The sequence below is a fragment of the Variovorax stachyos genome, assembly GCF_051400855.1.
Taxonomy (GTDB): Bacteria; Pseudomonadota; Gammaproteobacteria; order Burkholderiales; family Burkholderiaceae_C; genus Variovorax.
The window spans coordinates 14,819-32,167 of record NZ_JBLFFN010000005.1 but is presented as its reverse complement, the minus strand read 5'-3'; the positions used below and the strand labels follow the sequence as shown (position 1 = coordinate 32,167).

Genomic DNA, 17,349 nt, shown 5'->3' with positions numbered 1-17,349 from the left:
TGTCGGGGACGGTTTTAGAAAGCCGCTTCTAAATTGCTGCAGGGCAGCAAAAACCGCTTGGAGAGGTCCGCGTCGTTGCCTATACTTTCGCCATGCTGCGCCGCAACATAAATGAATGGGAGGGGCAGCTCACCCCCGGGTTCACCCCTTTTATTTGAATGGAGCTTCCACATGGCACTGACCGCTGACCAAATCATCGCCTCCCACAAGGCCAACGTCGAAACGCTGTTCGGCCTCACCACCAAGGCCTTCGAAGGCATCGAGAAACTGGTCGAACTGAACGTCACCGCCTCCAAGGCTGCGCTGACAGAAGCCGCCGGCACCACCCAGGCGCTGCTGAGCGTCAAGGACGCACAAGAACTGCTGGCCCTGCAAGCCGGCCTGTTCCAGCCCATGGCCGAGAAGGCCGCCGCCTACAGCCGCCACCTGTACGAGATCGCGCAAGGCACTGGCACCGAATTCAGCAAGACGTTCGAAGTCAAGGCCGCTGAAGCCCAGCAAGCCTTCGTCGGCCTGGTCGACAGCGCCGCCAAGAATGCCCCCGCCGGTTCGGAAACCGCGGTTGCCGTGATGAAGAGCGCCGTGGCCGCTGCAAACAACGCCTTCGAGTCGGTCCAGAAAGCCGTCAAGCAGGCCACGGACGTCGCGGAAGCCAACTTCCAGGCCGTCTCGAACACGGCCGTGAACGCCGCCAAGAGCAGCGTCCAGACTGCTGCTCGCAAGCGCGCCTGATCATCGACGAGCCTGCCTCGAGCGGGCAACGATTGTCTCCTTGGGTCCTTCGGGATCCAATTCCAGGGCCCCGTCTTCGGACGGGGCTTCTTTTTTTGCGCTCTATGATCGCTCCACGAAACGCATTCTTGAGGAGCTGAGCACATGCAGATCGAAGGCAGGGTTTTCATCGTCACCGGCGGCGCTTCGGGCCTCGGCGAAGGCACGGCGCGCATGCTTGCGGCCAACGGCGGCAAGGTGGTGATCGCCGACATGCAGGCGGACAAGGGCGAGACGGTCGCCAGGGACATCGGCGGCGTCTTCGTCAAGTGCGACGTGAGCCAGGAGGCCGACGGCCAAGCCGCCGTGGCGGCCGCCCAGAAGCTGGGCAAGCTGGTCGGCCTGGTCAACTGCGCAGGCATCGCACCTGCCGAAAAGACCGTCGGCAAGAACGGCCCGCATGCGCTGGCTGTATTCAGCAAGACCGTTACCGTCAACCTGATCGGCAGCTTCAACATGATCCGGCTCGCGGCCGACGCCATGAGCAAGAACGACCCCGAGGCGACCGGCGAGCGCGGCGTGCTGATCTCCACCGCCTCGGTCGCGGCCTACGACGGCCAGATCGGCCAGGCAGCCTACAGCGCCTCGAAGGGCGGCGTGGTCGGCATGACCCTGCCGATCGCCCGCGACCTCGCGCGCAACGGCATCCGCAACATGACGATCGCCCCGGGCATCTTCGGTACGCCGATGCTGTTCGGCATGCCCAAGGAAGTCCAGGACGCCCTGGCCGCCAGCGTGCCCTTCCCTTCGCGCCTGGGCACGCCCGAGGACTACGCCAAGCTGGCGAAGCACATCATCGAGAACGAGATGCTGAACGGCGAGGTGATCCGGCTCGACGGCGCGATTCGGCTGGCGCCGCGCTGACCGCCGCGATATCGCCAGGAATAGGCGGCGCGCTGCCGGTGCGCTCCAGGCGCTCGTACTGCGCAATTACCTGGGCGCCGAAGAGCACCAGCGTAGCGGCGATCTCCAGGCTCAGCAGCACCACGATCGCGGTGGTCAGCGAGCCATACACCACGTTGACCTGCGACAGCGTGGCGAAGTAGAGCACGAGCACGCGGCGCGTGACCTCCCAGAGCAGCGCCGCGGTCACGCCGCCCAGCAATGCGTGCCGCAGCCGCAGCCGCCCCACGGGCATCACCAAGTAGAGCGATGTGAGCATGAAGATCTCGCCGCCCAGCCCGAGCAGATACAGCAGCACCCCAGACAGCCCCGAGAGCGACCAGCTGCGACCGAACAACTCGACGCTTTCCTGCCCGATCACCTGCAACGCGCCCGCCACCAGCGTGACCAGCAACAGGCCGACGCAAAGGCAGAGGATGTAGACATAGGGCATCACGGCGGAAATCAGGAAGTGCCGTGAATGGTTGGCCTTGCGGTGATGAAAGATCACCGCCATCGCGCTTTCGAGCACGGTGAAGGCGAGCGAGCTGAAGAAGATCATCGTCACCAGCAACACCGGCCCCATCAGATCGCGATGGGCCAGGAAGTTCGACAGCTCGGCGACGATGGCCCGTGACTGGCCCGGCAACAGCCACTCGAGGTAGCGGCCCACCGAGCTCAACAGTTCCGCCTGTTGGGTGAAATGCGACATCGCGATCACGCTCAGGATCAGAATCGGCACGATCGACAGCAGCGCGTAGTAGGCGACCGCCCCCGCAAGCAGCAGGCCCTGGTTGGCCCGGAACGCCTTGACCGCATCCCAGGCGAAGCGCAGAGGATGGCGCAGCAAGGGCACTGCGTGGCGGACGGTACGGCGAATCATGCAGACGAGGCCCGGGATCCGAAGCGGCCAGTATGCCGCCGGGCCGCGTTGGCTGGAGGTCTTGCGTATGATTTGCCGCTCTCCGCCTACATGACCATCCCCGCCTCTTTCATCCAGGAACTGATCGCGCGCGCCGACGTGGTGGAAATCGTCGGGCGCTACGTCCAGTTGAAGAAGGCCGGCGCCAATTTCATGGGGCTGTGCCCCTTTCACGGCGAGAAGTCGCCCTCCTTCTCGGTGAGCCCGACCAAGCAGTTCTATCACTGCTTCGGCTGCGGCGCGCACGGCAACGCGATCGGCTTCCTGATGGAGCATGCCGGCATGGGTTTCGTCGAGGCGGTGAACGACCTTGCCGGCCAATACGGCTTGCAGGTGCCCGAGGACGACGCCTCGCCAGAGGAACGCGCCAGAGCCGCCGGACAGCGCCAGAAGCAGGCCACGTTGTCAGAAGTGCTCGAGAAGGCGGGCGAGGCCTACCGCAAGCAGTTGCGCCAGTCGAAGACCGCCATCGACTACCTCAAGGGCCGCGGCCTCTCGGGCGAGATCGCCCGGCAGTTCGGCATCGGCTACGCGCCGCCCGGCTGGCGCACGCTCGCCAGCGTGTTTCCCGACTACGACGACCCGCTGCTGGCCGAGAGCGGCCTGGTGATCGCCGGCGAGGCCGACGAGAACAGCGACGGCAAGCGCTATGACCGCTTCCGCGACCGGGTGATGTTCCCGATCCGCAACGTCAAGGGCGAATGCATCGGCTTCGGCGGCCGGGTGCTGGGCGACGAGAAGCCCAAGTACCTCAATTCGCCCGAGACCCCGGTCTTCAGCAAGGGCCGCGAACTGTACGGCCTCTACGAAGCCCGCGCCGCCTTCCGCGAGCGCGGCTATGCGCTGGTGACCGAGGGCTACATGGACGTCGTGGCGCTGGCCCAGCTGGGCTTCCCGAACGCAGTCGCGACGCTGGGCACGGCCTGCACAGCGGATCATGTCCAGAAGCTGTTCCGCTTCACCGAATCGGTGGTGTTCAGCTTCGACGGTGATGCCGCTGGCCGGCGCGCGGCACGCAAGGCGCTCGATGGCGCCCTCCCCTACGCGACCGACGTGCGCAGCGTCAAGTTCCTATTCCTGCCGGCCGAGCACGATCCCGACAGCTTCATCCGCGAATTCGGCGCTGACGCCTTCGCGCGCTTCGTGAGCGAGGCCACGCCGCTAAGCCGCTTCATGGTCGAGGTTGCGCGCGAGGGTTGCGACCTCGGGAACGCCGAAGGACGCGCCCACATGGCCAGCAACGCCCGACCGCTCTGGAGCGCCCTGCCCGAGGGCGCGCTCAAGCGGCAACTGCTCACCGAGATTGCCGAGATGGTCCAGTTGAGCGCCCAGGAGCTGGGGGAGCTGTGGCTGCCTCCTGGGGCAGCCCGTCCCGTCGGGTCCGGTCCGCGCGAGCGCCGCGAAGACCGGGCTCGGCCGCCAGAAGACCGCTATGGGTCCCGCGCTTCGGCTCCACGCGTCCCTGCACGCGGCCGCACCCTGCCGCCCAGCCGGCCCGACGTGGCCGCGCGCCTGTTGCTGTCGAACATGGCGGAATGGGAGGCCCTGCCCCACGAGCTCCATGCGCTGCTTTGCGAGCTGCCCGGCGAGCACGGACAGCTCTTCGCCTGGCTGGACAGCCAGTTGCACGAACACGGGGTGCAGCCGTGGGCGGCGCTGCGCGAGGGCTTGCGGGGCCTTGACTTCGAGGCGCTGGCGCTGCGCGTGATGACCGGCCCCGAGGGCGCGCCGCTCGGCGACCCCGAGGGCGAGCACACGGCCGAGGCCGCGCGCGAGCTGCGCAACGTGCTCGATTTCATGCTGGACGATCGCCTCAAGGCTCAACAGAGCGAGGCCATCGAGGCGGTCGGCAGCGATCCGCGGGCCCTGGAGCGCTACAAGGCCCTAGAAGCGCGTCGGCTGGAACTGCGCGCCCGCCTGCATCCACGTTAGCCAATTTGCTTGAAAAATGCGCAGCACGCTATAATGTAAGGCTTCGCATACAAGCGAAAACTAAGGCAAGAGCGACAGCAGCACCTCCGGGCCGACTCGATGCGCAACGCAATTTCCGATGAATCCACGTCGGAACACGGGTCAAAAACCGCAAGGACTGCACACCAAATGTTCGCCCGACATCTTGTCTTTTGAAACGCGTTCGAGGGGTCGCCAGCGGCCTTTTGTTCGCCCCTTTCCGTTTTTTGTGCTCCTGCCTGCGCCGGGCTGTTGGCGCCTGTGATCCTGTTGGTCCAATTTCTTGTTGTACGAGGTCTTATGCCCAGTTCAAAGAAGCCTGCCGTGTCCGCCGTCAGCAAGTCGGTTGCAGAGAAACCGTTGAAAGCTGCGGTCCTGCCGGCAACTAAGACGGGTACCGCCGCGTCCAAGGCCACAGCCGCAACGAAAGTGAAAACCGTGCCCACCAAATCGTCCCCCACCGCCGAACTCAAGAAGACCGCCGCAGCAGCGGTCGCCGCCGCACCCGCCACTGCCGCCCGCAAGGTCGGGCGTCCGCCCAAGGCGGCCGGTGCCGCACCCGCCGCCGGCGGCGCCAAGCGCGGCCGCAAGCCCAAGGCTGCCGCCGAAGCACCCGCCAGCGACGTCGATCTGTCCGACATCGAGGACGAGCTGGTCGGTGACGAGCCCGTGGCGACCGAAGAAAAGGTCAAGCCGCTGCGCATGAAGATCAGCAAGGCGAAGGAACGCGCCTTGATGAAGGAGTTCGGCCTCGACGAGACCGTGCTGTCCGAGGAAGACCTGGCCAAGCGCCGCTCCCGCCTCAAGACCCTGATCACCCTGGGCAAGACCCGTGGCTACCTGACGCACGGCGAGATCTCCGACCACCTGCCCGACAAGCTGGTCGACGCCGAGACCATGGAAGTCGTGGTCACCATGCTCAACGACATGGGCGTGGCGGTCTACGAGCAGACACCCGACGCCGAGACCCTGCTGCTGAACAACACGGCGCCCACCGCGACCACGGTGGAAGAAGCCGAGGAAGAGGCCGAGGCGGCGCTCTCCACCGTCGACAGCGAATTCGGCCGCACCACCGACCCCGTGCGCATGTACATGCGCGAGATGGGCACGGTCGAGCTGCTGACGCGCGAGGGCGAGATCGAAATCGCCAAGCGCATCGAAGGCGGCCTGATGGCCATGATGGAGGCCATCTCGGCCTCCCCCGCCACCATCGCCGAGATCCTGCGCCTGGGCCAGGAGATCCGCGAGGGCAAGGTCGTCATTTCCACCATCGTCGACGGCTTCTCGAACCCCAACGAGGCCGACGACTACGTGGCCGAGGAAGACTTCGACGAGTTCGACGAGGAAGACGACGACGACGGCAAGGGCGGCTCCAAGGCGCTGACCAAGAAGCTCGAGGAGCTCAAGAACGAAGCGCTTACCCGTTTCGACCGCATCGCCGTGCTGTTCGAGAAGGTCCACAGGGTCTACGACAAGGAAGGCTACGGCACGCCGGCCTACCAGAAGGCGCAGCATGCTTTGTCGGAAGAGCTGATGACCATCCGCTTCACGGCCCGCACCATCGAAAAGCTGTGCGACCTGGTGCGCACCCAGGTCGACGACGTGCGCAAGAAGGAGCGCGAGCTGCGCCGCATCATCGTGGACAAGTGCGGCTTCCCGCAGGACGAGTTCATCCGCGACTTCAGCGGCTACGACAAGAACGGCAACCGCGTGCCCTCCAATCTGCTCAACCTCAAGTGGGTCGAGAAGCAGGCCGCGGCCGGCAAGCCCTGGAGCGCCGTGCTGGCCCGCAACATCCCGCCGGTGCAGGAGCTGCAGCAGAAGCTCGCCGACATCCAGTCGCGCGTGGTGGTGCCGCTGGCCGAGCTCAAGGACATCAACAAGCGCATGAACGAGGGCGAGTCGTCCTCGCGCGACGCCAAGAAGGAAATGATCGAGGCCAACCTGCGCCTCGTGATCTCCATTGCCAAGAAGTACACCAACCGCGGCCTGCAGTTCCTGGACCTGATCCAGGAAGGCAACATCGGCCTGATGAAGGCGGTCGACAAGTTCGAATACCGCCGCGGCTACAAGTTCTCGACCTATGCGACGTGGTGGATCCGCCAGGCGATCACGCGCTCGATCGCCGACCAGGCGCGCACCATCCGCATCCCGGTGCACATGATCGAGACCATCAACAAGATGAACCGCATCAGCCGCCAGCACCTGCAGGAGTTCGGCTTCGAGCCCGACGCCGGCATCCTGGCCGCCAAGATGGAGATCCCGGAAGACAAGATCCGCAAGATCATGAAGATCGCCAAGGAGCCGATCTCGATGGAAACCCCCATCGGCGACGACGACGATTCGCACCTGGGCGACTTCATCGAGGACAGCAGCAACACCGCGCCGATCGAGGCCGCGATGCAGGCCGGCCTGCGCGACGTGGTCAAGGACATCCTCGACAGCCTGACGCCGCGCGAAGCCAAGGTGCTGCGCATGCGCTTCGGCATCGAGATGTCCACCGACCACACGCTGGAAGAAGTGGGCAAGCAGTTCGACGTGACGCGCGAGCGCATCCGCCAGATCGAGGCAAAGGCGTTGCGCAAGCTCAAGCATCCGAGCCGCTCCGACAAGCTGCGCAGCTTTATTGATACGCTCTGATCCCCAGCGGATCCTCGAGCTTGAACGCCCGCTTTGCCTTCACCGGCGGCGGGCGTTCTCTTTGGCCGCGACACCAAGACCGAGACCAAGACCAAGACGAAGAACGGAACCTGGCCACATGAACCCCGACGCCCACAAACTCTGGCACGCGCCGCGCTGGGCCCTGGCCGTGCTGCTGGCCGTGCTGGGCATGCTCGGGCCGTTCTCGATCGACACCTACATCCCGGCCTTCGCAGGCATCGCCCAGACCATCGGCGCAACACCGGCCGAGATGCAGCAGACGCTCTCGGCCTACCTGTTCGGCTTCGCCTTCATGAACCTGTTCCACGGCGCGCTGTCCGATAGCTTCGGCCGCCGCCCGGTGGTGCTGTGGGGCCTGGCGGTGTTCACCATCGCTTCGCTGGGCTGCGCGCTCTCGCAGACCATCGGCCAGCTGGTGTTCTTCCGCGCGCTGCAGGGCCTCTCGACCGGCGCCGGCATCGTGGTCTCGCGTGCGGTGATCCGCGACATGTTTCCGCCGGCCGACGCACAGCGGGTAATGAGCCAGGTCACGATCTACTTCGGCGTCGCACCGGCGATCGCGCCGATCATCGGCGGCTTCCTGTTCGTGCACCTGGGCTGGCACAGCATCTTCTGGTTCCTGGTCGCAGTGGGCGTGGTGCTGTTTGCCGCCAACTGGAAGCTGCTGCCCGAAACCCTGCACTACAGCCAGCGGCAACCCTTCGAGGTGCGGCACCTGATGCGTGGCTACTGGGACCTGTGCTCCGACCCTCGCTTCCTGCTGCTGGCGCTGGCCAGCGGCGTGCCATTCAACGGCATGTTCCTCTACGTGCTGGCGGCGCCTGCGTTCCTGGGCGACCACCTGGCGCTGGCGCCCACGCAGTTCTTCTGGTTCTTCCTCCTGACCATCGGCGGCATCATGGCCGGGGCCTGGGCCAGCGGCCGCATGGCGGGCAAGGTGGCGCCCAAGCGGCAGATCCGCGACGGCTTCCTGATCATGCTGCTGACCTCGATCGTCAACGTGGTCGCCAACGCCCTCTTCACGCCGCACGCGGCCTGGGCGCTGTGGCCGCTCGCGGTGTTCGCCTTCGGCTGGGCGCTGATGGTGCCGGTGGTCACGCTGCTGGTGCTCGACCTGCATCCCGAGCGCCGGGGCATGGCCTCCTCGCTGCAGGCCGTGATCGGCTCGACCGCCAACGGCCTCGTGGCCGGCGTGGTCGCCCCGCTGGTCATGCATTCGACGCTGGCGCTGGCGCTGACCTCGATCGGGATGATGAGCATCGGCCTCGTGGCCTGGGGCTGGCTGCACGGCCGCTGGCCCGAGATCGGACGCCGGGTCGCCGGCGAGGTTGCCTGAGCATGGGACGCGAGGCACTGCGCACCTTCGCCCGCTCCTGGCTTCCGGCCCGCACCAATGTCAACACGCGCGAACGCCTGCGCGCGGTCGCAGGAGCCGGCCTGGGCCTGCTGCTCACGGTGCTGATCCTTCAACTGGCCAAGCCGGGCAGCGGCAACCAGTGGCTGATCGCGCCGCTGGGCGCCAGCGCCGTGCTGGTCTTCGCACTGCCGGCCAGCCCGCTCGCCCAGCCCTGGCCGGTGATCGCGGGCAACATGTTCTCGGCACTGGTCGGCGTCGCCTGCGCGCGCTGGATGCCCGACGCTGCCTGGGTCGGGCCCGCAGCCACCGCCCTGGCCATCGCGCTGATGTTCGCCCTGCGCTGCCTGCATCCGCCCGGCGGCGCGGTGGCGCTGCTGGTGGCGCTGAACCACACGACGCACTTTCCCTTCGCGCTCCATCCGGTGCTGGTCAATTCGGTGCTGCTGGTACTGGCCGGCGTGGTCTACAACAGCCTGACCGGGCGGCGCTACCCGCACGTTCAACTGGCACCGCGCACGCCGCAGGCCGATGCGCGCTTCAGCTCGGCCGACGTCGATGCCGTGCTGGCCCGCTACAACCAGGTGCTGGACATCAGCCGCGACGACCTCGAGTCGCTGATCCGAGAGACCGAGCTGGAGTCCTACCGCCGCCGCCTCGGCACCGTGCGCTGCGCCGACATCATGTCGCCCAACCCGGTGGTCGCCGAGTTCGGCACGCCGTTGCAGGAAGCCTGGGCCCTGATGCAGGCGCGCCGCATCAAGGCGCTACCGGTGACCGACCGCACGCGCCGGGTGGTGGGGATCGTCACGCAGGCGGATTTCTTCCGGCACATCGACCTGGACCACCATGATGGCCTGGCCGGCCGGTTGCGCAACTTCATTCGCGCCACGCGCACCGTGACGTCCAGCAAGCCCGAGGTGGTCGGCCAGATCATGACGCGGCAGGTCCGCGTGGCCAGCGAGGAGCGGCCGATGGTGGACCTGGTGCCGCTGTTCTCCGAGGGCGGCCACCACCACATCCCGATCATCGACGGCGAGCGGCGCCTCACCGGGATGATCACGCAGTCCGATTTCGTGCGTGCCCTGTACCGCGCGGTCGGCCCTGAGACCGAAGCGGCTACTCCAGCGTCACGTTCGCCTTCTTGACCAGCGCCGCGTAGCGCTCGGCTTCGCTGCGAAAGTAGCGGGCCGCCTCCTCCGGCGTGGTCGGCTTGATGATGTTGCCCTGCTTGTCCATGGCCTCGCGCACCTCGGCCGTTCCGAAGGCAGCCACCACGGCATCGTGCACGCGCTTGACCTCGGCCGCCGGCAGCCGCGCCGGGCCGATCACGGCGAACCAGCCCTCCACGTTGTAGTTGGGCAAGCCCTGTTCCGCAATGGTCGGGATCTCTGGCGCGGCCGGCGAGCGTGCGGGGCCACACACCCCGATCGCGCGCAGCGCGCCGCTCTTGATGTGCGGCTGCGCCGCCGGCAAGGCCACCACGCCGATCTCGACCTGGCCCGCGATCATGTCGGTCACCATCGGGCCGGTGCCCTTGTAGGGGATGTGGCGTGCCTTCACGCCGGCCTCTTCCAAGAACATCTCGCCGGCCAGGTGGATGATGGTCCCGTTGCCCGAGGACGCGTAGTTGTAGCCATCGGGCTTCGCCTTGAGCAGCGCCACCAGCTCCCTCACGTTCTTCGCCGGTACCTTCGGATTCACCAGCAGCACCAGCGGTGTCGCGCCCACCACGCTGATGGGCGTGATGTCGTTGATGGCGTCGAAGGGCATCTTCTTGTAGACGCTCGGGTTGATCACGTGGTTGTTCGACACCATGCCGAGCGTGAGCCCGTCCGGCGCCGCCTTGACCACCACCGACGTACCGGTGATGCCGCCCGCGCCCGGCAGGTTCTCGATCACCACAGGCTGGCCGAAGGCCTTGCCGAGCGCGGGCGCGGCGGCGCGCGCAATGGTGTCCACGCCCGAACCGGCGCTGATCGGCAGGACGATGCGCACCGGCTTGTCGGAGCCGCCCTGGGCCAGGGCGGGCAGCGCGGCGGTGGCGAGCGCGCAAGTGCCGAAGCCGAGCATCGTGCGGCGCGAGAGGATGGGGTTCATGTCGTTGTCTCCTTGAGTTTTTCGAGTCGTCGAGGGGCTCGCCGGTCAGGCCGCTTCGCGGGACGCGAGCTGCGACAGCACCTCGTCGGTGTGCTCGCCCACGCGCGCCAGAGCCTGCCGCACGCCGGGACGGCGGCCGCCCATCAGCAGCGGCAGCAGCACCACTTCGGTCATGCCGCCGTCATCGGTTTCCATCGGTACGAGGCCGCCGCTGGCCTTCAGGTGCGGGTCCTGCAGCAGCTGGTCGGGCCGCACGATCGGGGCGTAGGGAATGCCGGCCTCCTCGAGCCTGGGCGCGAGTTCCTCGACACGGTGATGGGCCAGGATCTCGCCGAGCCGCTGCAGCAAGGCCGGGCGCACCGCCACGCGCAGCGCGTTGTTCGCCAGCGCCGGGTCGGCAGCCAGTTCGGGTGCTTCCAGCACGCGGCACAGCGTGAGGAACTGCTTGTCGCTCACCGCGCCGATGAAGAGCTGCTCGCCCCCGGCGAGCGTGAAGACGTCGTAGACGCTCCAGGCCGACACGCGGGAGGGCATCGGCGGCGGCGGCTCGCCGGTCATCGCGAACTGCTGCATGTGCTGCGAGGACAGGAACACGCAGTTCTCGAACAGCGCGCTCTGCACCTCCTGCCCGCGGCCGGTGCGCTCGCGCTCGCGCAGCGCCGCCAGCACGCCGATGGCACCGAACATACCGCCCATGATGTCGTTGACCGAGGTGCCCGCGCGCAGCGGACGCCCTTGCGGGCCCGTCATGTACGAGAGGCCGCCCATCATCTGCACGACCTCGTCGAGCGCGAGCCGCTTCTCGTACGGACCGGGCAGGAAGCCCTTGTGCGAGACATAGATCAACCCCGGGTACTTCTTCGAGAGCGTCTCGTGGTCCAGGCCCAGCGAGCTCATCAGCCCCGGGCGGAAGTTCTCGAGCACCACATCGCACTGGCCGATCAGCTCGGTCGCCGTGGCTCGGCCCTCCTCGCTCGTGATGTCGAGCACCACGCTCTTCTTGTTGCGGTTGAACGAGCGAAAGAAGCCGATGCCGAGGCCAGGCAGCCGGCGCGTCTTGTCGCCGCCCGGCGGCTCGATCTTGATCACCTCGGCACCGAGATCCGCCAGGATCATCCCGCAGGTGGGGCCCATGACCATGTGGGTGAACTCGACGACGCGGACGCCGGCGAGAGGCAGGGAATCGGCTTCGTTCTTCATGGTGCTTTCGTGTCAGGCCGCCAGGGCTTCGGGTGTGAAGGTCTTTGGCAGGCCGGCGCGCCAGAGCGTGCCGTGCAGCGTCTCGCCGTGCAGCCAGTCCGCCACGCGCGCGCGCAGCGCGAGCAGCTGCCCGATGTCCACTCCGGTCGCGATGCCCATGCTGCCCAGCATGTAGGCGAGGTCCTCGGTGGCGACATTGCCGCTCGCGCCGGGCGCATGCGGGCAGCCGCCGATGCCGGCCAGGCAGGCGTCGAAGCGGCTCACGCCGAGCTCCAGCGCCGCGTAGACGTTCGCCAGACCCAGGCCGCGCGTATCGTGGAAGTGCCCGCACCAGAAGCGCTCGCCTGCGATCTTCAGCGCCTGCTCGAAGAGCTCGCGCACCATCGCCGGGTCGGCATAGCCCACGGTGTCGGCAAGGCTCACCCGGTCGGCGCCGGCGTCGAGCAGGGCCTGCATCAGACGCAGCACTTCGCTCGGGGCGACCTCGCCCTGCAAGGTGCAGCCGAAGGCCGTGCCGACGCCGCCTTCGATCAGCGTTTTCGCGCCGGCTGCGTCGCGCGCCGCGCGGATGCGGGCGACTTCCGCCACCACCTCGTCGGGCGTCTTGCGCAGGTTGGCCAGACTGTGGGCATGGCTGGCCGACAGCGGCACGATCATCAGGTCGGCGCCGCTCGCGATGGCGCTCTCGGCGCCGCGCAGGTTGGGCACCAGCACCGAGACGAAGAGGCCGGGCAGCGTCTTTGCAAAACTCACCAGCTCGGCGGTGTCGGCCAGCTGTGGCAGCAGGCGCGCCGGCACGAAGGAGCCGACCTCGATCTCGCGCTGGCCCGCGGCATGGGCCGCCCGGATCCACTCGCGCTTGTGCCCGGTGGGCAGGACGGTGGCGATGCTCTGGAGGCCATCGCGCAGGCCGACTTCACGGATGACGGCGGCGCGTGGCAGGCGCGGGTTCGATGCGGGCATGGGGCGTTGTCTCTCTTGGTCGGTGGAAGCCGATCCTTCCCTGGACTCTAGGCGTTCCCTGTCGCTAGCAAAAGCGTTAATCTGGCACGCCAACCATTCCGAAACGGAATCTCATGCGCGACCTGGACCTCACGAGCCTGCGCCTTTTCGTGGCGGTCTGCGAGACCCGCAATATCGCCCGGGCCGGCGAGCAGCACCACATCGTCGCCTCCGCCATCAGCAAGCGGCTGGCCCAGCTCGAAAGCGTGGTCGGCGCCACGCTGTTCGAGCGCCGCCGACGGGGCGTCACGCCCACGGCGGCTGGCGAGATCCTGTTGGAGCATGCACGCGCCATGCTGGCCAGTGCCGACCGCGTGGCCCGCGACATGGCCGCTTACGGACGCGGCGTGAAGGGCCAGGTGCGGGTGCTGGCCAGCGTGTCCTCCATCGCCGAGTTCCTGCCCGACGACATCGCGGATTTCCTGCAGGCCGAGGCGCACCACGACATTCGCGTCGACATCGAGGAGGCACTCAGCCGCGACTTGGTCCGCGCGCTGCGCGAAGGCTCGGCTCCGGTCGGCGTGTGCTGGGACGCGGCAGACCTCGAAGGCCTGCAGGCCTGGCCCTACCGGCGCGACCGGCTGGCCATGGTCGCGCATCCCTCGCATCCGATCGCGCGGCGGCGGCGCTGCAGCTTCGAGGAGACGCTGGAGTTCGACCACGTGGGGCTGCCGGCCTCCACCGCGGTCCACACCATGCTGGCGCGCGCGGCCGCCATCATCGGCCGGCCGCTCAGCTATCGCGCGGTGGTGTCGACCTTCGACGCTGCGCTGCGCTGCGTGCGCGCCGGGCTGGGGATCGCCGTGGTGCCGCGCGAGGTGGTCGACCCCGTGGCGCAGAGCTTCGGACTGCGCGTGGTGCCGCTGTCCGACGCCTGGGCCGAGCGGCGTTTTGCGATCTGTTTTCGCAGCGAAGCCAACCTCTCGCCGGCGGCCAAGCTGCTGGTGGCGCACTTGCGCGAGCGTGCCCGGGTCGGCTGAAGACCGGGATGCGGGCGACCGGCCGCAGAGGATGCTTGTTCAGCGCTTCTTCTTCGGCGCCATGACCGGCGGCCAGTAGCGCTCTTCAGCGAAGCGCGCCGCCAGGAAGTCCAGCATCGCCCGCAACGCGGCGGGCATCTGCCGGCGCGAGCCATAGACCGCGTAGACCCCCAACGCCTGCGGTTTCCATTCCGGCAGCAGTGCGACCAAACGGCCTTCCGCCACCAGCGGCGCAGCTGAATACACCGGCTGCATCGTGACGCCGGCGCCTTCGAGCGCGGCCGCCAGCAGCACGCGCGATTCATTGGCGCTCAGGTTGCTTCCCACCGGTACTGCGAGCTGCCGGCCCCGGCGTTCGAACTGCCAGAGGCTCTTGCCGAAATAGGAGTGCGTCAGGCAGTTGTGGAGCGCGAGCTCCTGCGGTGCACGCGGCGTTCCGTGCGCCGCCAGGTAGGCCGGCGTGGCGCACACCAGCGAGCCGCAGGTGCCCAGCGGTCGCGCGATCAGGTTCGGGTCCAGGTCGTTGGTGATCCGGATCGCGAGGTCGATGCGCTCCTCCACCAGATTGACGATGCGGTCGCTGGTCTGCAGGTCGACCGCCACTGCCGGATGACGCTGCAGGAAGGCCGCCACCGCCGAGGCCAGCACGTCCTGCGCCATGGACTGGGCGCAGCTCAGCCGCAGCAGGCCGCGCGGCACTTCGGCCTGCGCATCGACCGCCACCGGCATCTGGCCGGCAATGTCGAGCATCTGCCGGCTGCGCGAGAGCGTCTCCTCGCCCGCGGGCGTGAGGCTGAGGCGGCGCGTGGTCCGGTGCAGCAGGCGTGCGCCGGCCCAGCCCTCCATCTGGGCCAGATAGCGGGTGACCATGGGGCGGGACATGCCCAGCGCGTCGGCGGTCGCGGTCATGCTGCCGCGCTCCGCCACGTTCACGAACACCTGCGCGGCAGTGATGCGGTCCATGATGATCTGATCGATTCAAGCAACAAACCATTGCATGGTAAGCAGTTTTTCGACCGGAACAAGAAACATAAGATCGCCGGCACGCCGAGTCAGCGGCAAGCATCTCGCGCAGCGGTGCGGCAAGTTGCCTGAGTCCGCGGCCTCCCTTTCTTTGCCCTTCAACCAGGAGTTCTCCATGAGCAACATCGCCATCCTCGGCATCAGCGGCCGCGTCGGTTCCCGCATCGCCAACGAGCTGCTTGCACGCGGCCACACCGTCACCGGCATCGCGCGCAACATCGACAAGGTCCAGCCCAAGCCCGGCCTCAAGCTCAAGCAGGCCGATGCCACCCGGCTCGACGCACTGGTACCGCTGGTGCGCGGCCATGACGCCGTCGTCAGCGCGACCCACTTCGCGGACGGCATCGACGCGGCCACCGCCATCGCCGCGGCGAAGCAGGCCGACGTGCCGCGCCTGTTGGTCGTGGGCGGTGCGGGCAGTCTCGAGATCGCGCCGGGCAAGGCGCTGGTGGATACGCCCGAATTCCCGCCCGCCTACAAGGCCGAGGCGCTGGCGGGCCGCAGCTTCCTGCAGGCGTTGCGCGTGGAAAAGGACCTTGACTGGACCTTCCTCTCGCCCTCCGCGCTGCTCGAACCCGGTGAGCGCACCGGCCGCTATCGCACCGGCGGCGACCAGCTGCTGGCCGACGCCGACGGCAAGAGCTGGATCTCGATGGAGGACTACGCGATCGCCATGGCCGACGAAATCGAGAAGCCCGCGCATTCCCGCCAGCGCTTCACCGTCGGCTACTGAACCGCCGCCGCAGTCGCGTCGAGCGCATTCTTCTTCGCCCCGCATCCGCTTGAGCATCATCGGTGCGGGGGAAGCTCGCGAAATCTGTTCGACGACCCGAGCTTGCCAGGAGCCCCTCGTAGAATTTTTTCTACAACTTTCGGGGGGGTTCCATGAGACTCGTCGGTATTGGCTTTTCGGCACTCGCGCTCGTCGGGCTCATCGCCTGTTCCAAGGTGCCCGACACGGTGAAGATCGGCGTCGCCCAGCCCTTGTCAGGCCCGCTCGCTGCCCTGGGCAAGGACATGCTCCAGGGCGTCGAGCTGGCAGTGAAGGAAATCAACGCCAGCGGCGTCACGGTGGACGGAAAGACCTTGCGTTTCCAGATCGTCGCCGTCGACGACCAATCGAGCCCGCGCGCGTCGGCGAGCAGGTGGCGCGCCATCTTGTCGATGAGGGCGTGATCGCGGTCATCGGTCACCTCAATTCCGGCGTGAGCATCCAGGCTGCGCCGATCTACGCTGCGAAGAACATCCCGCAGCTCAGCATCTCCACCCAGCCCAAGTACACGCAGCTCGGCTTTCCCACGACGCTGCGGCTGGTGGCCAGCGACACGATCCAGGGACGCGCGATGGGCGCCTATGCGGCCACGACGCTCAGCGAAAGCGCAGGCGCCTGTGCGGTCGTCGACGACAGTACGTCCTACGGCAAGGCCCTGGCCGACCTGGCGGAAAAATCGCTCAACGCCCAGGGCCGCACCGTCGCCTTGCGGCGATCGTTCGACGACAAGAGCACCGAATTCGGCTCCCTGGTCAAGGAGCTGAAAACCCGTTCGGTCGAAACCATCGTCACGACCCTCGCGGACTTTCAAGTGGTCGCGATCGTCGAGCAGCTGGCAGATGCAGAGCTGACCAACATCAAGATCGTCGGTGGCGACACGCTCAAGACCAACAAGCTGCTCGCAAAGAAGCTCCCCCTCGAAGTCTTTGCCACCTCGCCCGTGCTGGAACCGAGGGAGTTCTACCGCGGCGCGAAGTTCGTCGCCGCGTACAGCGCTGCATATGGCCACGCACCGGCGTATGGCTCGCACTACACCTACGATGCGATATACCTGCTGTCGAACGCCGTGCAACGGGCCGGGTCGGTCGACGGGAAGGTGCTGACGACCAAGCTTCGCGAGCTCGACTTCATGGCCCCCGTCACCAATGTGATGAAGTTCGGCCCCGACGGCGAGCAGATCTACGGCAGCGTCGGCGTCTATCGTCCCCGCGGGGGGCGCTGGGAACCGCTGATGGTTCAGACCGCTGGTGAGCGAGGTGCTCTGCCCAGGCTACTGAGCGGCCGGCTGCGCCTCCAGCGTTTTCTTCATCGCGCGCATGCCCTCGTCGATCATGCCGGCGATGGGCTCCGCCATCTCGTTCGGGAGCAGATCGGCGATCCAGACCAGCCGGCTTTGGCCGCCGCCCTCGTCGAAGATCTGCAGCGATGCGTTGTGATGGCTGAGCCGCCCGCCGGTGGCCGACCAGACCAGCCGCCGCGCGGCATCGTCCATATCGACGATCACCTCCCGCGCCACCACACCGTTGCCGAAGGTGACAATGCGCGCATCGCCCTCCAGCTTGCAGTCGGTCACGAAGCCGGGCACCAGCCGGCGGTGGATCGTGCCGATGTCGCGCACCACCTCCCAGACCTGCGCGGGGCTCGCGGCCACCTGCGTTTCGCGTCGAATGCTTGCCATGCTCGAGTCTCCTGTGGCTGACCGTTGTCGGGCCAGTGTAGGCCCGGCGCAGGC

General features: G+C 67.3%; 15 protein-coding genes and 1 pseudogene. 10 read left to right on the top strand and 6 right to left on the bottom strand.

Going from position 1 to position 17,349, the window contains the following annotated elements:
* The first annotated feature begins 171 nt into the window (after positions 1-171).
* Together ACMGEZ_RS10505 and ACMGEZ_RS10500 are read left to right on the top strand one after the other, a co-directional pair.
* A complete protein-coding gene (locus ACMGEZ_RS10505; RefSeq protein ID WP_436822222.1) occupies positions 172-732 on the top strand; it encodes a phasin family protein in 561 nt (186 codons plus the stop codon).
* A gap of 144 nt (positions 733-876) precedes the next feature.
* Entirely contained in the window at positions 877-1,635 is a 759-nt protein-coding gene (locus tag ACMGEZ_RS10500) for a 3-hydroxyacyl-CoA dehydrogenase (protein WP_436822221.1), read from the top strand.
* Here ACMGEZ_RS10500 and ACMGEZ_RS10495 read toward each other — a convergent pair.
* The gene (locus tag ACMGEZ_RS10495) at positions 1,565-2,536 is read right to left on the bottom strand and encodes a YihY/virulence factor BrkB family protein (RefSeq protein ID WP_436822220.1); all 972 of its coding nucleotides are present in this window, start codon (positions 2,534-2,536) and stop codon (positions 1,565-1,567) included. The genes ACMGEZ_RS10500 and ACMGEZ_RS10495 overlap by 71 nt on opposite strands.
* 90 nt (positions 2,537-2,626) lie before the next feature.
* Here ACMGEZ_RS10495 and dnaG point away from each other — a divergent pair, with 90 nt between their 5' ends.
* The 4 genes from dnaG to ACMGEZ_RS10475 all read left to right on the top strand — a co-directional run bounded on the left by dnaG (position 2,627) and on the right by ACMGEZ_RS10475 (position 9,688).
* Positions 2,627-4,507 carry a DNA primase gene (gene dnaG, locus ACMGEZ_RS10490; protein ID WP_436822219.1) on the top strand — a complete coding sequence of 627 codons (1,881 nt, stop codon included), beginning with the start codon at positions 2,627-2,629 and terminating at the stop codon, positions 4,505-4,507.
* A gap of 318 nt (positions 4,508-4,825) precedes the next feature.
* Positions 4,826-7,165 carry an RNA polymerase sigma factor RpoD gene (rpoD, locus tag ACMGEZ_RS10485; RefSeq protein ID WP_436822218.1) on the top strand — a complete coding sequence of 780 codons (2,340 nt, stop codon included), beginning with the start codon at positions 4,826-4,828 and terminating at the stop codon, positions 7,163-7,165.
* A 118-nt stretch (positions 7,166-7,283) separates the two neighbouring features.
* The gene (locus ACMGEZ_RS10480) at positions 7,284-8,522 is read left to right on the top strand and encodes a multidrug effflux MFS transporter (RefSeq protein WP_436822217.1); all 1,239 of its coding nucleotides are present in this window, start codon (positions 7,284-7,286) and stop codon (positions 8,520-8,522) included.
* A 2-nt stretch (positions 8,523-8,524) separates the two neighbouring features.
* Positions 8,525-9,688 (top strand): HPP family protein, encoded by a 1,164-nt coding sequence (locus ACMGEZ_RS10475; RefSeq protein WP_436822216.1) that lies wholly within the window; start codon positions 8,525-8,527, stop codon positions 9,686-9,688.
* Here the strand turns inward: ACMGEZ_RS10475 and ACMGEZ_RS10470 are convergent.
* From ACMGEZ_RS10470 to ACMGEZ_RS10460, 3 genes are read right to left on the bottom strand one after another with little or no spacing between them, the layout of a single operon-like run.
* Entirely contained in the window at positions 9,660-10,640 is a 981-nt protein-coding gene (locus tag ACMGEZ_RS10470) for a tripartite tricarboxylate transporter substrate binding protein (protein WP_436822215.1), read from the bottom strand. The genes ACMGEZ_RS10475 and ACMGEZ_RS10470 overlap by 29 nt on opposite strands.
* 45 nt (positions 10,641-10,685) lie before the next feature.
* On the bottom strand, positions 10,686-11,840 hold the full coding sequence (locus tag ACMGEZ_RS10465; protein WP_436822214.1) for a CaiB/BaiF CoA transferase family protein: 1,155 nt from the start codon (positions 11,838-11,840) through the stop codon (positions 10,686-10,688).
* Between the two features lie 12 nt (positions 11,841-11,852).
* Entirely contained in the window at positions 11,853-12,803 is a 951-nt protein-coding gene (locus tag ACMGEZ_RS10460; protein WP_436822213.1) for a hydroxymethylglutaryl-CoA lyase, read from the bottom strand.
* A 113-nt stretch (positions 12,804-12,916) separates the two neighbouring features.
* Between ACMGEZ_RS10460 and ACMGEZ_RS10455 the strand changes: the two genes are divergently transcribed.
* The gene (locus ACMGEZ_RS10455) at positions 12,917-13,822 is read left to right on the top strand and encodes a LysR family transcriptional regulator (protein ID WP_436822212.1); all 906 of its coding nucleotides are present in this window, start codon (positions 12,917-12,919) and stop codon (positions 13,820-13,822) included.
* A gap of 39 nt (positions 13,823-13,861) precedes the next feature.
* Here the strand turns inward: ACMGEZ_RS10455 and ACMGEZ_RS10450 are convergent, their stop codons facing one another.
* A complete protein-coding gene (locus tag ACMGEZ_RS10450; protein WP_436822211.1) occupies positions 13,862-14,785 on the bottom strand; it encodes a LysR family transcriptional regulator in 924 nt (307 codons plus the stop codon).
* Positions 14,786-14,960: 175 nt separating this feature from the next.
* Between ACMGEZ_RS10450 and ACMGEZ_RS10445 the strand changes: the two genes are divergently transcribed.
* The 3 genes and pseudogenes from ACMGEZ_RS10445 to ACMGEZ_RS10435 form a co-directional block, all read left to right on the top strand.
* Complete coding sequence (locus ACMGEZ_RS10445) at positions 14,961-15,578, top strand: NAD(P)-dependent oxidoreductase (RefSeq protein ID WP_436822210.1); 618 nt, start codon at positions 14,961-14,963, stop codon at positions 15,576-15,578.
* 152 nt (positions 15,579-15,730) lie between these two features.
* Positions 15,731-16,021 (top strand): ABC transporter substrate-binding protein, encoded by a 291-nt coding sequence (locus tag ACMGEZ_RS10440; protein WP_436822209.1) that lies wholly within the window; start codon positions 15,731-15,733, stop codon positions 16,019-16,021.
* A pseudogene (locus ACMGEZ_RS10435) lies at positions 15,991-16,740 on the top strand (branched-chain amino acid ABC transporter substrate-binding protein); the annotation flags it as partial. The gene ACMGEZ_RS10440 and the pseudogene ACMGEZ_RS10435, both read left to right, overlap by 31 nt.
* 147 nt (positions 16,741-16,887) lie before the next feature.
* On the opposite strand, the gene ACMGEZ_RS10430 reads toward ACMGEZ_RS10435, so the two are convergent.
* On the bottom strand, positions 16,888-17,295 hold the full coding sequence (locus ACMGEZ_RS10430) for an SRPBCC family protein (protein ID WP_436822564.1): 408 nt from the start codon (positions 17,293-17,295) through the stop codon (positions 16,888-16,890).
* Positions 17,296-17,349 lie beyond the last annotated feature (54 nt).

Excerpts from the sequence above, each read along its gene's own strand:
- ACMGEZ_RS10475 (WP_436822216.1), top strand. The coding sequence starts at position 8,525 with ATGGGACGCGAGGCACTGCGCACCTTCGCCCGCTCCTGGCTTCCGGCC.
- ACMGEZ_RS10455 (WP_436822212.1), top strand. The coding sequence starts at position 12,917 with ATGCGCGACCTGGACCTCACGAGCCTGCGCCTTTTCGTGGCGGTCTGC.
- rpoD (WP_436822218.1), top strand. The coding sequence starts at position 4,826 with ATGCCCAGTTCAAAGAAGCCTGCCGTGTCCGCCGTCAGCAAGTCGGTT.
- ACMGEZ_RS10500 (WP_436822221.1), top strand. The coding sequence starts at position 877 with ATGCAGATCGAAGGCAGGGTTTTCATCGTCACCGGCGGCGCTTCGGGC.
- ACMGEZ_RS10450 (WP_436822211.1), bottom strand. The coding sequence starts at position 14,785 with ATGGACCGCATCACTGCCGCGCAGGTGTTCGTGAACGTGGCGGAGCGC.
- dnaG (WP_436822219.1), top strand. The coding sequence starts at position 2,627 with ATGACCATCCCCGCCTCTTTCATCCAGGAACTGATCGCGCGCGCCGAC.
- ACMGEZ_RS10495 (WP_436822220.1), bottom strand. The coding sequence starts at position 2,536 with ATGATTCGCCGTACCGTCCGCCACGCAGTGCCCTTGCTGCGCCATCCT.
- ACMGEZ_RS10470 (WP_436822215.1), bottom strand. The coding sequence starts at position 10,640 with ATGAACCCCATCCTCTCGCGCCGCACGATGCTCGGCTTCGGCACTTGC.
- ACMGEZ_RS10440 (WP_436822209.1), top strand. The coding sequence starts at position 15,731 with ATGAGACTCGTCGGTATTGGCTTTTCGGCACTCGCGCTCGTCGGGCTC.
- ACMGEZ_RS10480 (WP_436822217.1), top strand. The coding sequence starts at position 7,284 with ATGAACCCCGACGCCCACAAACTCTGGCACGCGCCGCGCTGGGCCCTG.
- ACMGEZ_RS10430 (WP_436822564.1), bottom strand. The coding sequence starts at position 17,295 with ATGGCAAGCATTCGACGCGAAACGCAGGTGGCCGCGAGCCCCGCGCAG.
- ACMGEZ_RS10460 (WP_436822213.1), bottom strand. The coding sequence starts at position 12,803 with ATGCCCGCATCGAACCCGCGCCTGCCACGCGCCGCCGTCATCCGTGAA.
- ACMGEZ_RS10445 (WP_436822210.1), top strand. The coding sequence starts at position 14,961 with ATGAGCAACATCGCCATCCTCGGCATCAGCGGCCGCGTCGGTTCCCGC.
- ACMGEZ_RS10465 (WP_436822214.1), bottom strand. The coding sequence starts at position 11,840 with ATGAAGAACGAAGCCGATTCCCTGCCTCTCGCCGGCGTCCGCGTCGTC.
- ACMGEZ_RS10505 (WP_436822222.1), top strand. The coding sequence starts at position 172 with ATGGCACTGACCGCTGACCAAATCATCGCCTCCCACAAGGCCAACGTC.